A 13,475-nucleotide genomic window follows, 5' to 3' on the forward strand; every position below is an offset into this window, starting at 1 on the left:
ATAGGCAAGCCATGCAACCCGCCAAGCGGCCGCAGCCGCAAGCCCTTTACCGACGCTTGCGTCCGCGCCGCATGACCGCAGGCGTGGCGCTGATCCCGTTTTCGCGCGAGCTGGCGCGCAGTCTGGCGCTGGGCCTGATGCTCGGCACGGCCTGGCCCGCGCTGGCGCAGACGGCCATTCCGGCCTCTCCGCCCGCCCCTGCGCCATCCGCCACGCCCGCCGCCGCCGATTCGGATGATGACACCCCCGTCCAGTTCGCGGCGGACAAGGTCGAATACGCGAACGACTCCGATGTCGTCACCGCCCGGGGCAATGTCGTGCTGCGGCGCGAGGAACAGTCGGTCCGCGCCGATACGATCACCTGGAACCGCAAGACCGGCGCGATCCAGGCGCAAGGCAACGTCCGCATGGTCGATGACGTGGGCAACATCGTCTATACCGACAAGGCCGACCTGACCGAGGAACTGAAGGCCGGCGCGATGGACGACCTGCTGGTCGTGATGCGCGAAGGCGGGCGGCTAGCGGCGAAAAGCGGCGAGCGCGAGGACAATGGCGACATCATCCTGCACGATGCCGCCTATTCGGGTTGCGCGATCGAGGACATCGAAGGCTGCGCCAAGAAGCCGAGCTGGGAAATCACCGCCGTCCGCGTCCACTACGACGACAAGCAGAAGCGGGTGCGCTACAAGGGCGCGGTTCTGCACGTGTTCGGCGTGCCGCTGCTGCCGCTGCCCGGCCTTGCCCACACATCGGACTTCCGCGCCGTCAGCGGGTTGCTGATCCCGGACTTCCGGCTGGGCGCGTCGAACGGCGCCGAACTGGGCCTGACCTGGTACTGGCGCATCGCCCAGAACAAGGACCTGGCGGTAACCGGCAACTTCTACACCGGCTCGCTGCCGATGGTGAAGACCCGCTACCGCCAGTTGACCGAAAGCGGCGCCTTCCAGATCACGGGCTACCTCACGCGCAGCTCGGTGATCTCGGTCTCGGGCAATACGGGCGCGCAGAACCAGCAGTTCCGTGGCTATTTCGAAGGCAACGGCCGCTTCCAGCTTTCGGACAACTGGAGCATTTCGGGCTACGGCCGCATCGCCAGCGACCGCACCTTCCTGCGCCGCTATGACCTGGGCCGCGACGACCGGCTGCGCTCCTCGATCAATCTCGAACGCATCGACGACAACAGCTATTTCAGCCTGGCCGGCTGGGCGGTGCAGACGCTGCGCGTCGGCTACGCCCAGGGGCAGGTGCCGATCGCGATCCCGGCGATCGACTATCGCCGCCGGCTCGATATGCCGGGCGTGGGCGGCAAACTGGAACTGCAGGCCAACACGCTGGCGATCACGCGCACCGGCGGGCAGGATACGCAGCGCGCCTTCGCCCGCGCGCAGTGGGACCTGCGAACCGTGACCGGCATGGGCCAGGTGATCACGCTGACCGGGCTGCTGCGCGGCGACGTCTATCACAGCGACCAGAACGCCCTGACGCCAACCGTGCTCTATCGCGGCAATCCCGGCTGGCAGGCGCGCGGCATCGCCACCGCCGCGATCGACGTGCGCTGGCCCTTCGTGGGCGAATTCCTGGGCGGTACGCAGGTGCTGACCCCGCGCTTCCAGATCGTCGCCACGCCGCACGTGCGCAACCTGTCGATCCCCAACGAGGATTCGCGTTCGGTCGATCTCGACGATGCCAACCTGTTCTCGCTGAACCGGTTTCCCGGATACGACCGGATCGAGGACGGCGTCCGCTTCACCTACGGCCTCGACTGGAGCCTGACCCGGCCCGGCTGGCGCATTTCCAGCACGGTGGGGCAAAGCTACCGCCTGTCCAACGACATGACCCTGCTGCCCGACGGCACCGGCCTGACCACCCGCGCGTCCGACATCGTTGGCAGGACCGACCTGCGCTTTGGCGATATCGTCAAGTTCACGCACCGGTTCCGGCTGGATCACAACGATTTCGTGCTGCGCCGCAACGAATTCGACGCGACCATCGGCGGACACAAGTCCTACTTCGAAGTAGGCTACCTCCGCCTCAACCGCGATATCGCCTCCACCTTCGAGGACCTGCGCGACCGGCAGGAGCTGCGCTTCACCGGGCGCGTGGCCTTCGCGAAATACTGGTCGGTGTTCGGATCGGGCGTGGTCAACCTGACGCCGCGCGCCGAGGACCCGACGAACACCGCTTCCGACGGGTTCCAGATGCTGCGGCATCGGCTGGGCTTCGCCTATACCGACGATTGCCTCGACCTGTCCTTCACCTGGGTGCGCGACTACGTGACGACGGGCGACGCGAAGCAGGGTAACGGCTTCTCGTTCTCGCTGTCGCTGCGCAGCCTGGGCGGGCGTTGACCGGCGCTTGGGGATGTCCGGCACCCCGGCCGTTCGGGGTTTTCCCCGCTTTCGCTTCCCTCGCCGTTGCAATACGGCTATCGCCGCGCCACTCAGCTTGGGTTAAGCCCGGCGATACCATTTGCCGGGAAATGCGCAGAAGGATGCCGGTGCGCCGGTTCGACAGGATATTCAGATTGCCATGACGCGTACCGTCCGCCTTCCTTCCCCGATCCGTCGTCCCCTGATCGGCCAGAGCGCGCTGGTTCTGGGCCTTGCCGCCATGGTCGCCGGGCCGATCGCCTCGAGCGCGAGCGCGCAGGCCGTGCGGGAAAGCGCCGACGCCAACGGCGCCCTGAACATCCCGGCCAACCCCACCCTGTTCGGCAAGAGCGATCCCAACGTGCGCCGTGCCACGGCGATCGTGAACGGCGAGATCGTGACCGGCACCGACGTGGAACAGCGCCTGGCGCTGATCGTCAACGCCAACGGCAACAAGGTGGGGCCGGAGGAAATGGACCGCCTGCGCCTGCAGGTGCTGCGCAACCTGATCGACGAAACGCTGCAGATCCAGGAAGCCAAGGCCGCCGACATCCAGATCGGCGACGACGAGGTGAACCAGACGTTCGAGCGCGTGGCCACGCAGAACTTCGGCCAGTCGGTGCCGGCGCTGGAAAAGTACCTCGCCTCGATCGGCTCGTCGGCCGCCTCGCTCAAGCGCCAGATCAAGGGCGAGCTTTCGTGGCAGCGCCTGCTGCGCCGTAACGTCCAGCCGTTCATCAACATCTCGGACGGCGAAGTGCGCGAGATGATGGAGCGGCTTCAGGCGTCGAAGGGCACCGAGGAATACCGCATCGGCGAAATCTTCCTGTCGGCGACGGACGAAACCCAGCAGCAGGTCCGCGCCAACGCCGAAAAGATCGTCGAGCAGATCAAGCAGGGCGGCAGCTTCGTTGCCTATGCGCGCCAGTTCTCCGAAGCCTCGACGGCGGCGGTCGGCGGCGATCTCGGCTGGATCCGCCTCGGCCAGTTGCCCAACGAACTGGCCGCGGCCGCGACCGGCATGGCCCCGGGCCAGCTTGCCGGCCCGATCCCGATTCCCGGCGGCTTCTCGATTCTCTACCTGATCGACAAGCGCCAGGTGCTGACCGCCGACCCGCGCGATGCCGTGCTCAGCCTCAAGCAAATCTCGATCGCGTTCCCCAAGGGCACCACGGAAAAGCAGGCTGCCGACAAGGCCGCCGACTTCGCCAGCATGGTGAAGTCGATCCACGGCTGCGGCGAGGCGGAAAAGGCCGCTGCGACGATCGGCGCATCGGTGGTCGCCAACGACCAGATCAAGGCGCGCGACCTGCCGGGTGCGCTGCAGGAAACGCTGCTCAAGCTCTCGGTCGGCGAGGCGACCCCGCCGTTCGGATCGATCGAGGACGGCGTGCGCGTGCTGCTGCTGTGCGGGCGTGACGATCCCAAGGTGGATTCCGGCCCCAGTTTCGACGAGTTGCAGCAGCAGATGGAAGACGATCGCGTCAACAAGCGCGCGCAGACCTATCTGCGCGATCTGCGGCGCGATGCGGTGATCGAATACAACTGACGCTGACCCCGCCGCGTCTTTGCGAATCCGCAAGGACCGGCGGCCCGGCGCATGACAGGGAACCGCTATGACGCTTTCCCTTCCCCTCGCCGCCAGCATCGGCGATCCCGCCGGTGTCGGCCCCGAACTGTTCTGCGCAGCCTGGGCGCTGAGCGGCGCCGAAGCCCTGCCCCCGTTCTTCGTAGTAGGCAGCCGGGCGCTGCTCGAACAGGCGGCGCATCGGCGCGGTATCGAGGTTCCGGTGCGCGCCATCGCCGGGCCGGACGAAGCGCTGGAGGTCTATGATACCGCGCTACCGGTCATAGACCTGGGCGACCTCCCTTATACCCCCGGCCAGCCCGACGAAGCCGGCGCCGCGCTGGCGCTGCGCGCGCTGGAAACGGCAACCGGCCTTGCCCGGTCTGGCACGGCGGCGGGCATCGTCACCGGCCCCATCGCCAAGAGCCGCCTTGCCGCGATCGGCTTCCGCCAGCCGGGGCAGACCGAATTCGTCGCCGAAGCCTGCGGCGTCACCCCCCGGAACGCGGTGATGATGCTGGCGGGGCCAAGCCTGCGCGTGGTGCCCGTTACCGTCCACGTCCCGCTGCGCGCCGTACCCGAGCTGCTGACTGCCGAGCTTATCCGCACGCGCACCGCGATCACGGCGGCGGCGCTGGCGCGCGATTTCGGCGTCGCGCACCCCCGGCTGGCCATCGCCGGGCTGAACCCGCACGCGGGCGAGGACGGCCGCATGGGGCACGAGGATGCCGATGTGGTGGCGCCCGCCGTCGCCGCGCTGCGCGCCGCCGGAATCGACGCGCGCGGGCCTTTGCCGGCGGACACGATGTTCCACGCCGAAGCGCGCGAAACCTATGACGCGGCGATCTGCATGTACCACGATCAGGCTCTGATCCCGCTTAAGGCGCTGGATTTCGACGCTGGCGTCAACGTCACGCTGGGGTTGCCGATCGTGCGCACCTCGCCCGACCATGGCACGGCCTTCGCTATTGCCGGAACGGGCACGGCGCGCGCGGGCGCGACCGTCGCCGCAATCCGCATGGCCGGGGAATGCGCGGTGCGCAGGCTTTCCGCATGACCGACCTACCGCCCCAATTGCCGCCATTGCGCGAGGTGGTGAACCGCCACGGTCTGTTCGCCAGCAAGGCGCTGGGCCAGAACTTCCTGTTCGACGAACAGTTGCTGGACCGGATCGCCAAGGTGCCCGGCAGCCTGCGCGGGGCGAACGTGCTGGAAGTCGGCCCCGGTCCCGGCGGGCTGACCCGCGCGCTGCTGCGCGCCGGGGCGAACGTGACCGCGATAGAGATGGACAAGCGCTGCCTGCCGGCGCTTGCGGAACTGTCGGATGCCTTCCCCGGCCAGTTGACCGTGATCGAGGGCGACGCGACGCGGATCGATCCCGTCACGCTGTTCGACGGGCCGTGGCACGTGGCCGCCAACCTGCCCTACAACGTGGGCACGCTGCTGTTCACCGGCTGGCTTTCCGGCCAGGAATGGCCGCCGCGCTGGCAATCGCTGACGCTGATGTTCCAGCTGGAAGTGGCCGAGCGCATCGTCGCCCGGCCCGGCACCGATGCCTATGGCCGGCTCGCCGTGCTGGCGCAGTGGCGCGCCAGCCCCGTCATCGCGATGAAAGTGCACCGCAGCGCGTTCACCCCGCCGCCCAAGGTCATGTCGGCGATCGTGCATGTCGAGCCGGCGGCGATGCCCGCGGGCGTCTCCGCGCGGATGCTGGAACGGGTGACCGAGGCCGCCTTCGGCCAGCGCCGCAAGATGTTGCGCCAGTCGCTCAAGGGCCTGCCCGGCGCGCTGGAAGTGCTGGAGCCACTGGGCATCGACCCCCAGCGTCGTGCCGAAACATTGGATGTCGCGGAATTCGTCGCGATCGCGCGCGCCCTGACGCCGTAAACGCCGGGCTACCCGTCCGCCTCGGCCAGCGTGTGCGCCACGATGGCATTGGCGTGGCCATGGCCCATGCCGTGCTGATTCTTCAGCATCGCCACCAGCTCCATATGCTTCGCCGGAAGCGCGGCGCGGACCAGCGCCTTCCATTCGGCGATCGGCTTGCCGTACTTTTTCTCGATCGACGGGAAGTACGATGCGGGTCCGGTGGCTTTGGGCTCGGTCATGGCCGCGAAGCAACCATGCCGAGCCCTGCCCTGTCGATGCGCCCTGTCAATGCGGATCAGGCCGGCTCCGCCACCTTGGCGATCGCCGCCTTCTTCTTCTGCCGCCAGGCGTGCAGCAGCGGTTCGGTATAGCCGTTGGGCTGCTCCACGCCCTTGAACACCAGATCGCAGGCCGCGCGGAACGCGAAGCTGGTATCCCAGTTGCCCGCCATCGGCTCGTAGAGCGGATCGCCCGCGTTCTGCGCGTCCACCTTGGCGGCCATGCGGTGCAGCGAATCCAGGACCTGCTCCTTCGAGCAGACGCCGTGCAGCAGCCAGTTGGCGATGTGCTGGCTGGAAATGCGCAGCGTGGCGCGGTCTTCCATCAGGCCCACGTCGTTGAGGTCGGGCACCTTGGAGCAGCCGACGCCCTGATCGATCCAGCGCACGACATAGCCCAGCAGCCCTTGCGCGTTGTTGTCCAGTTCCGCGCGCACTTCGTCTTCCGACCAGTTCGCGCCCGCCGCCAGCGGCACGGCCAGCAGCGCGTCCAGCCCGGGCGTTTCCTCCTTCGCCACGTCCTTCTGGACGGCGAAGACATCGACCTGGTGATAGTGCGTGGCGTGCAGCGTCGCGGCCGTGGGCGAAGGCACCCAGGCGGTGTTGGCGCCGGTCTTCGGATGGCCGATCTTCTGGTCCATCATGTCGCGCATCATGTCCGGCGCGGCCCACATGCCCTTGCCGATCTGCGCCTTGCCGGAAAGGCCGTGGTGTAGGCCGATGCAGACGTTGCGCTTTTCGTAGGCGGCGATCCAGCCGGAGGCCTTCATCGCGCCCTTGCGGATCATCGCGCCGGCCTGCATCGAGGTGTGGATCTCGTCGCCCGTGCGATCGAGGAAGCCGGTGTTGATGAACACGATGCGGTCCTTCACCGCCGCGATGCAGGCGGCAAGATTGGCGCTGGTGCGGCGTTCCTCGTCCATCACGCCGACCTTGACGGTGTGGCGCGGCAGCCCGAGCAGGTCTTCCACCGCATCGAACAGGGTGTTGGTGAAAGCCACTTCCTCCGGCCCGTGCATCTTGGGCTTGACGATATAGATGCTGCCGGTGCGGCTGTTGCGGAAGCGACCCAGGCCCTTCACGTCGTGCGTGCTGATCGCCGAGGTGATGACCGCGTCCAGGATGCCTTCGGGAATTTCCGATCCATCGGCCAGCAGGATCGCCGGATTGGTCATCAGATGGCCGACATTGCGCACGAACAGCAGGCTGCGCCCCGGCAGGCTGAACGCCGATCCCGAAGGCGCGTGCCAGGTGCGGTCTTCCGCCAGCGTGCGGGTGATGGTCTGGCCACCCTTCTCGAACGTATCGGCCAGATCGCCCCGGATCACGCCCAGCCAGTTGGCGTAGGCCGCCAGCTTGTCCTCGGCATCGACCGCGGCGACCGAATCCTCCAGATCGACGATCGTGGTCAGCGCGGCTTCGAGCACGATGTCGGCAATGCCCAGCGGATCGCCCTTGCCCACCGGGTGATTGCGATCGATCACCAGCTCGATGTGTAATCCGTTGTGCTTGAACATCACCCCGCCATCGCGCGTGGCGTAAGGATGCGGGCATTCGCCGCCGGTCAGCGCAGCTTCCCAGCCGGGCAGCGCGCCATCGAGGAACAGCCGCCCGGCAGCGATCACCGCCGCGCCGCGCGCCTCGTCATACCCGCCGGGGCGCGCCGGCGGCGCATCGAGCGCGTCGGTGCCGTAGAACGCGTCATAGAGGCTGCCCCAGCGCGCGTTGGCGGCGTTGAGCAGGAAGCGCGCGTTGAGCACGGGAACGACAAGCTGCGGCCCGGCCATCGTGGCGATTTCCTCGTCCACGTTCTGCGTGCCGATGAGGAAGTCCTCCGGTTCGGGCACCAGATAGCCGATCTCGGTCAGGAACGCGCGATAGGCGTCGGCGTCGATCGGCTGGCCCTTGCGCGCGAGATGCCAGGCGTCGATCTGCGCCTGCAGCGCATCGCGCTTGGCCAGCAGCGCGCGGTTCTGCGGCACGAGGCGATCGCACAGCGCGGAAAAGCCCTGCCAGAAGGCGGCGGCCTCCTGCCCGATCGGCGCCAGCACGCGCTGTTCGAGGAAAACGGCAAGCTGGCCATCGACCTTCAGACCGCTGCGTTCAACCCGTTCACTCATCGCTTGCTCCCATGCGCATCCATTCCGATGCGCGCATTCTAGCCTTCGGCCTTCTCGTTCGGTAGAGTGATTAAAGTTACGACACTCATTCCTTAAGAGAACCAATGGACGGCGACCGGGACTATCGGCTTTTCGCGCAGATCGTGGCCAGCGGCAGCTTAGCCGGCGCGGCGCGCGCGCTGCGGCTTTCCCCGCCGATGGTGTCGAAGCGGCTGGCGCGGATGGAGGAGCGGCTGGGTGCCGAACTGATCCGGCGCACGACACGGCGGCTGGAACTGACCGAACAGGGCGCGCGCTTCCATGCCGATGTGCTGGCGATCCTGGCGAGCATCGACGATGCCGAGGCGCGCGTCGCCGGGCGCACGCTGGCGCCGAAGGGTCCGCTGCGCATCGCCGCCCCCACCTCGTTCGGGCGCATGTTCATCGCCCCGCTGCTGCCCTCGTTCCTCGAACGCTTCCCCGAGGTGCGGATCGAGATCGAGCTGAGCGACGGCTTCACCGATCTGCTGGCGGAGCGCATCGACCTGGCCGTCCGCATCACCGCGCAGGTCGAACGTGGGCTGGAGGCGGTGCGGCTCGCGCCAAGCCGCCGCATCCTCTGCGCGTCTCCCGCCTATCTCGCCACGCACGGCACGCCGGCATCGATTCGCGACCTGGCCGGGCACCGTCTGCTCGCCGCGCGTGGCCAGTTGCCATGGCGACTCAGCGCCAACGGCCGGCCGGTGACGATCGACGCGGAGAGTGTGGTCGCCACCAATTCGAGCGAGGTCGTGCGCGAACTGACGCTGGGGGGCGTGGGCATCGCGCTGCGTTCGCTGTGGGACATCCGGCCGGACCTGGCCGAAGGGCGCGTGGTGCGCGTGCTGCCCGATCACCAGGGCAGCGACGACGTGGCGATCTATGCAATCCGGCCGGCGGGCCAGCACATGGCGGCCAGCGTCGGCGCGTTCACCGAACACCTGCGCCGCCATTTCAGCCCGGTGCCGCCGTGGGAGCGATAAGCCGCCCGCCCCGTCAGCCGGCTGGCGCCAACATCGAACCGGTATCGATATAGCGCTGGTGCCATGCCAGCGCCTCGGTCAGCAGCGTCGGCGAATGCTTGCCCCAGGAATCGCGCAAGGCACGCGCATAATAATCGGCCAGCATATCCCGGTATGCGGGATGCACGCAGTTGCCGATCACCAGTTCGGCGCGGCTGCGCGGCGGCAGCCCGCGCAGATCCGCCAGGCCCTGTTCGGTCACGATGATCTGCACGTCTTGGTCGATGTGATCGACGTGGCTGACCTGCGGCACGATCGTCGAAATCTGGCCGCCCTTCGCGGTCGATGGGGCCATGAAGATCGAGATATAGGCGTTGCGCGCGAAATCGCCCGACCCGCCGATGCCGTTCTGGATGCGCGATCCCATCAGGTGCGTGGAATTGACGTTGCCGTAGATGTCGGCCTCGACCATCCCGTTCATCGCGAGGCAGCCGAGCCGGCGGATCAGTTCGGGATGGTTGCTGATCTCCTGCGGGCGCAGCACCAGCCGGTCGCGATAGCGCGCCATATCGGCGTTGATCGTCTCGGCCGCTTCGGGGCTGAGCGAGAAGGCCGTGGCCGACGCCATGCGCAGCTTGCCGGTGGAGAGCAGGTCAAGCATCCCGTCCTGCAGCACTTCGGTATAGGCGGTCAGGTTCTCGAACGGGCTGTCCATCAGCCCCGACAGCACGGCGTTGGCGATGTTGCCCACGCCCGACTGGATCGGCAGCAGCGAGGACGGCAGGCGCCCCATCTTCACTTCGTGCGCGAAGAATTCCATCAGGTGCCCGGCGATGGCGCGGGCGTTGGCGTCCGGCGCCTTGAACGGCTGGTTGCGATCGGGCGAATCCGTTTCGACCACGGCGATCACCTTGGCGGGATCGCACCGGAAGGTCGTCTGGCCGATGCGGTCTTCGGGGCGGATCAGAGGGATCGGCACCCGGTGCGGGGGCAGAGCGGTGCCGTAATAGACGTCGTGCATCCCGTGCAGCGCCTCGCTTTGCCAGCGGTTCACTTCGAGGATCACCTTGTCGGCGCGATCGAGCCAGGTCTTGTTGTTGCCGATCGACGAGGACGGCACCAGCGATCCGTCGGGCAGGATCGCGGTCACTTCGATCAGCGCGATGTCGAGCGGGCCAAGGAAGCCCTGCCACGCCATCGGCGCGACTTGCGACAAGTGCATGTCGAAGTAGTTCATCTCGCCGCGGTTGATCTGTTCGCGCGCGATCGGGTCCGAATTATAAGGCAGGCGGAAATCGATGCCCTTCGCCTTGGCCAGCGCGCCATCGAGTTCCGGGCCGGTCGAGGCCCCGGTCCAGACCTTGATGCGGAACGGATCGCCCGCCGCATGGGCCGCCTCGATCCGCTTGGCCAACGCCAGCGGCACCGCCTTGGGATAGCCCGCACCGGTAAAGCCGCTCATGCCGACGGTGGAGCCGGGGGGTATCAGCGCGGCGGCGCTATCGGCATCGGTCACGCGCGCCTGAAGGGCCGGATGGGCGATGCGCTGCGAAAGGGAGGACTGAGACATGGGACTCTCCGCTGTTTGGCCGCGCGTAGACCCGTGGCGAGTGGTTGATAACCACTACTTCCGTCGTAGCAATTCCTTATATTCCCACGCAAAAGTGTAATTGCGCATAATGCAATCACCGGAATTTGGCGATTTATAGCGCATTTGCCCGGACATGAAAAAAGGGAACCGACGGGGTCGGTTCCCTTTTTGCAATCGAGCCGTGCCGGTCGATCAGGCCGAGACGATGCTCGCCTTGCGGATCACGCCGGGGTTTGCCGGCGGCTCGCCCTTGGGCAGCGCATCGACGTGTTCCATGCCGCTCTCGACCTGGCCCCAGACGGTGTACTGCTTGTCGAGGAAGCGCGCATCGTCGAAGCAGATGAAGAACTGGCTGTTCGCCGAATGCGGATAGCTCGTCCGCGCCATCGAGCAGACGCCGCGCACGTGCGGTTCGCTGTTGAATTCCGCCTGCAGGTCGGGCTTGTCCGAGCCACCCATGCCGGTGCCCTGCGGGCAGCCGCCCTGCGCCATGAAGCCCGGAATCACGCGGTGGAACTTCACGCCGTCGTAGAAGCCTTCGCCGACCAGTTCCTTGATCCGCGCCACATGATTGGGTGCAAGATCGGGGCGCAGCTTGATCACGACATCGCCGGAATCGAGCGAGAAGACGAGTTTCTCTTCAGCCATCTGTCACAAAATCCTTCCTTGTCTGCCGCCGATATAGGGTCTTCCCCGACAAAGTCACGCCATGCTCTTTTCGGGCGTTGCTTTTGGCTTGCGACCGCCTATCCCGGCCCTTGATGGAGCGCGAAGACGACCGGATCGACCTGGCCATCGACTTGGCCCTTGCCGACGGCGGCGATGCATCGCCGGCCGAGGAAAGCGCGCGCCATGCGGAGAGTCTGGACGAAGAACACAACACGCTGAAGCCGGCGTTCATCCGCAAGGTCTGCGATGCGCTGGACGAAGGCGACCGCGACGCCGTCTATGACCTTGTCGAACCGCTGCACCCCGCTGACATCGCCGACCTGTTCGAGCTGATCGACCCCGAGGAACGCCCCCGGCTGGCCCGCGCCATCAACGACCTGATGGGCGGCGAAGTGCTCGCCGAGCTCAACGACCACGTCCGCGAATCGCTGATCGAGCAGCTCGACCCCGACGAGGTGGCCGAGCTGGCCGAGCAGATGGAGACCGACGACGCGGTCGCCCTGATCGAGGACCTCGACGAGGAGGACAAGGAAGCCGTCCTCGCCGAGCTCGATCCGGAAGACCGCGCCGCGATCGAAAGCGCGCTGTCCTATCCGGAAGAGACCGCCGGCCGCCTTATGAGCCGCGATCTGATCGCGGTGCCCGAACATCTCACCGTCGGCAATCTCATCGACTATCTGCGCGAAAACCAGGACCTCGCCACCGAGTTCTGGGAAGTGTTCATCGTCGATCACAAGCACCGCCCGATCGGCACCTGCGTGCTTTCGTGGATTCTGCGCACGCCGCGCGACGTGGCACTGGCGGACGTGATGAAGCGCGACCAGACGCTGATTCCGGTCACGATGGATCAGGAGGAAGTGGCGCTCCGCTTCCAGAAGTATGCGCTGATCTCCGCCGCGGTGGTCGACGAGGACGGGCGGCTGGTCGGCCAGATCACCGTCGATGACGTGGTCCACATCATCCAGGAAGAAGCGGGCGAGGACGCGCTGCTGCTGTCCGGTGCCGGCGATGGCGACATCAACGAACCGCTGCACCTCACCGTGCGCACGCGCCTGCTGTGGCTGCTGGTCAATCTGCCGACGGCCATGCTGGCCGCCAGCGTGGTCAGCCTGTTCGATGCCGAGATCGCGCGCTACGCGGTGCTGGCGACGCTGATGGGCATCGTCACCGGGATGGGCGGAAACGCCGGCACGCAGACGCTGGCGGTGATCGTCCGCGCCATCGCCACCAACCAGCTGACCAGCAGCAACACCCTGCGCGTGCTGAGCCGCGAGTTCCGCATCGCGGCCACCAACGGGGTTTCGCTCGGGACGCTGATCGGGATCGGCTCGTTCTTCATCTGGCACAGCGTGCCGCTCGCGCTGGTCTTCGCCGCCGCGATCTTCATCAACAACATGGTCGCCGGGCTGGCCGGGGTGTTCGTGCCCGTCACGCTCGATCGCATGAACATCGATCCGGCCACCTCGTCCGCGGTGTTCGTGACGATGTGCACCGATTGCATGGGCTTCCTGAGCTTCCTGGGGCTGGCGACACTGGCGGGAATCGGCGCCTGACGATGGACGATGTCTGATGGACGATGAAGGCCTGATGGACGATGAAGCCCCGCGTCTGCACATGACCAAGGTCGCCTATGGCGCGCAGTCGCTGGCCGAGGTCCACGCCTGGTTCGCGCAGCGCGGACCGGAAGCGCGGCTGACCACGCGCTACCTGCCCAAGCGCCACGCCGAAATGGTCGGCGGATCGCTGTTCTGGGTGTTGAAGCACCAGCTCGTCGCCCGCTCGCCGATCCTGGGCTTCGAGGAAGCCGAGGGCGGCAAGACGCACATCGTCATCTCCACCCAGTTGATCGACGTCCACCCCGTGCCGCGCCGGGCGCACCAGGGATGGCGCTATCTGGAAGACAAGGACGCGCCGCGCGATCTGGCCATGGGGGAAGCGGGCGAAGCCTTGCCCGCCGGGCTGGCCGGCGAGCTGGCAAAGCTGGGTCTGGTCTGAAGCAATCGACAGGCGCGGGGCGTGTCAGGCCCGCCCC

At 67.0% G+C, this 13,475-nt stretch carries 11 protein-coding genes; 7 read left to right on the forward strand and 4 right to left on the reverse strand.

Annotation, left to right across the window (positions count from 1 at the left end; translation table 11 throughout):
- The first annotated feature begins 71 nt into the window (after window positions 1–71).
- The 4 genes from NMD1_RS04570 to rsmA all read left to right on the forward strand — a co-directional run bounded on the left by NMD1_RS04570 (window position 72) and on the right by rsmA (window position 5,823).
- Window positions 72–2,348 (forward strand): LPS-assembly protein LptD, encoded by a 2,277-nt coding sequence (locus NMD1_RS04570; RefSeq protein ID WP_233497357.1) that lies wholly within the window; start codon window positions 72–74, stop codon window positions 2,346–2,348.
- Between the two features lie 181 nt (window positions 2,349–2,529).
- On the forward strand, window positions 2,530–3,918 hold the full coding sequence (locus NMD1_RS04575) for a peptidylprolyl isomerase (protein WP_124810030.1): 1,389 nt from the start codon (window positions 2,530–2,532) through the stop codon (window positions 3,916–3,918).
- Window positions 3,919–3,985: 67 nt separating this feature from the next.
- Window positions 3,986–4,993, forward strand: a complete 1,008-nt coding sequence (gene pdxA / locus NMD1_RS04580; RefSeq protein ID WP_125953891.1) for a 4-hydroxythreonine-4-phosphate dehydrogenase PdxA — start codon at window positions 3,986–3,988, stop codon at window positions 4,991–4,993.
- Window positions 4,990–5,823, forward strand: a complete 834-nt coding sequence (rsmA, locus tag NMD1_RS04585) for a 16S rRNA (adenine(1518)-N(6)/adenine(1519)-N(6))-dimethyltransferase RsmA (protein ID WP_125953892.1) — start codon at window positions 4,990–4,992, stop codon at window positions 5,821–5,823. The genes pdxA and rsmA overlap by 4 nt, the downstream gene beginning before the upstream one ends.
- An 8-nt stretch (window positions 5,824–5,831) precedes the next feature.
- Here rsmA and NMD1_RS04590 read toward each other — a convergent pair whose 3' ends face one another.
- Window positions 5,832–6,044, reverse strand: coding sequence for a DUF4287 domain-containing protein (locus NMD1_RS04590; protein WP_125953893.1), 213 nt, complete (start codon window positions 6,042–6,044; stop codon window positions 5,832–5,834).
- A gap of 56 nt (window positions 6,045–6,100) precedes the next feature.
- Entirely contained in the window at window positions 6,101–8,203 is a 2,103-nt protein-coding gene (locus NMD1_RS04595; protein WP_125953894.1) for a malate synthase G, read from the reverse strand.
- Window positions 8,204–8,307: 104 nt separating this feature from the next.
- On the opposite strand from NMD1_RS04595, the gene NMD1_RS04600 reads away from it, so the two are divergent.
- Window positions 8,308–9,204, forward strand: a complete 897-nt coding sequence (locus NMD1_RS04600; protein ID WP_125953895.1) for a LysR family transcriptional regulator — start codon at window positions 8,308–8,310, stop codon at window positions 9,202–9,204.
- A gap of 13 nt (window positions 9,205–9,217) precedes the next feature.
- Here the strand turns inward: NMD1_RS04600 and NMD1_RS04605 are convergent, their stop codons facing one another.
- Both NMD1_RS04605 and NMD1_RS04610 read right to left on the reverse strand, forming a co-directional pair.
- The gene (locus tag NMD1_RS04605; RefSeq protein WP_125953896.1) at window positions 9,218–10,753 is read right to left on the reverse strand and encodes an acetyl-CoA hydrolase/transferase family protein; all 1,536 of its coding nucleotides are present in this window, start codon (window positions 10,751–10,753) and stop codon (window positions 9,218–9,220) included.
- A gap of 213 nt (window positions 10,754–10,966) precedes the next feature.
- Window positions 10,967–11,422: a peptidylprolyl isomerase gene (locus tag NMD1_RS04610; protein ID WP_124810023.1), complete on the reverse strand. Its 456-nt coding sequence runs from the start codon at window positions 11,420–11,422 to the stop codon at window positions 10,967–10,969.
- Between the two features lie 113 nt (window positions 11,423–11,535).
- Here NMD1_RS04610 and mgtE point away from each other — a divergent pair, with 113 nt between their 5' ends.
- Both mgtE and NMD1_RS04620 read left to right on the forward strand, forming a co-directional pair.
- Window positions 11,536–12,996 carry a magnesium transporter gene (gene mgtE, locus NMD1_RS04615; protein ID WP_125953897.1) on the forward strand — a complete coding sequence of 487 codons (1,461 nt, stop codon included), beginning with the start codon at window positions 11,536–11,538 and terminating at the stop codon, window positions 12,994–12,996.
- Window positions 12,997–13,012: 16 nt separating this feature from the next.
- Window positions 13,013–13,438: a DUF1489 family protein gene (locus tag NMD1_RS04620; protein WP_223806692.1), complete on the forward strand. Its 426-nt coding sequence runs from the start codon at window positions 13,013–13,015 to the stop codon at window positions 13,436–13,438.
- Window positions 13,439–13,475: the final 37 nt, after the last annotated feature.

The sequence above is a fragment of the Novosphingobium sp. MD-1 genome (genome assembly GCF_001014975.1).
Taxonomy (GTDB): domain Bacteria; phylum Pseudomonadota; class Alphaproteobacteria; order Sphingomonadales; family Sphingomonadaceae; genus Novosphingobium.

Excerpts from the sequence above, each read along its gene's own strand:
- NMD1_RS04570 (WP_233497357.1), top strand. The coding sequence starts at position 72 with ATGACCGCAGGCGTGGCGCTGATCCCGTTTTCGCGCGAGCTGGCGCGC.
- NMD1_RS04575 (WP_124810030.1), top strand. The coding sequence starts at position 2,530 with ATGACGCGTACCGTCCGCCTTCCTTCCCCGATCCGTCGTCCCCTGATC.
- pdxA (WP_125953891.1), top strand. The coding sequence starts at position 3,986 with ATGACGCTTTCCCTTCCCCTCGCCGCCAGCATCGGCGATCCCGCCGGT.
- rsmA (WP_125953892.1), top strand. The coding sequence starts at position 4,990 with ATGACCGACCTACCGCCCCAATTGCCGCCATTGCGCGAGGTGGTGAAC.
- NMD1_RS04590 (WP_125953893.1), bottom strand. The coding sequence starts at position 6,044 with ATGACCGAGCCCAAAGCCACCGGACCCGCATCGTACTTCCCGTCGATC.
- NMD1_RS04595 (WP_125953894.1), bottom strand. The coding sequence starts at position 8,203 with ATGAGTGAACGGGTTGAACGCAGCGGTCTGAAGGTCGATGGCCAGCTT.
- NMD1_RS04600 (WP_125953895.1), top strand. The coding sequence starts at position 8,308 with ATGGACGGCGACCGGGACTATCGGCTTTTCGCGCAGATCGTGGCCAGC.
- NMD1_RS04605 (WP_125953896.1), bottom strand. The coding sequence starts at position 10,753 with ATGTCTCAGTCCTCCCTTTCGCAGCGCATCGCCCATCCGGCCCTTCAG.
- NMD1_RS04610 (WP_124810023.1), bottom strand. The coding sequence starts at position 11,422 with ATGGCTGAAGAGAAACTCGTCTTCTCGCTCGATTCCGGCGATGTCGTG.
- mgtE (WP_125953897.1), top strand. The coding sequence starts at position 11,536 with ATGGAGCGCGAAGACGACCGGATCGACCTGGCCATCGACTTGGCCCTT.
- NMD1_RS04620 (WP_223806692.1), top strand. The coding sequence starts at position 13,013 with ATGGACGATGAAGGCCTGATGGACGATGAAGCCCCGCGTCTGCACATG.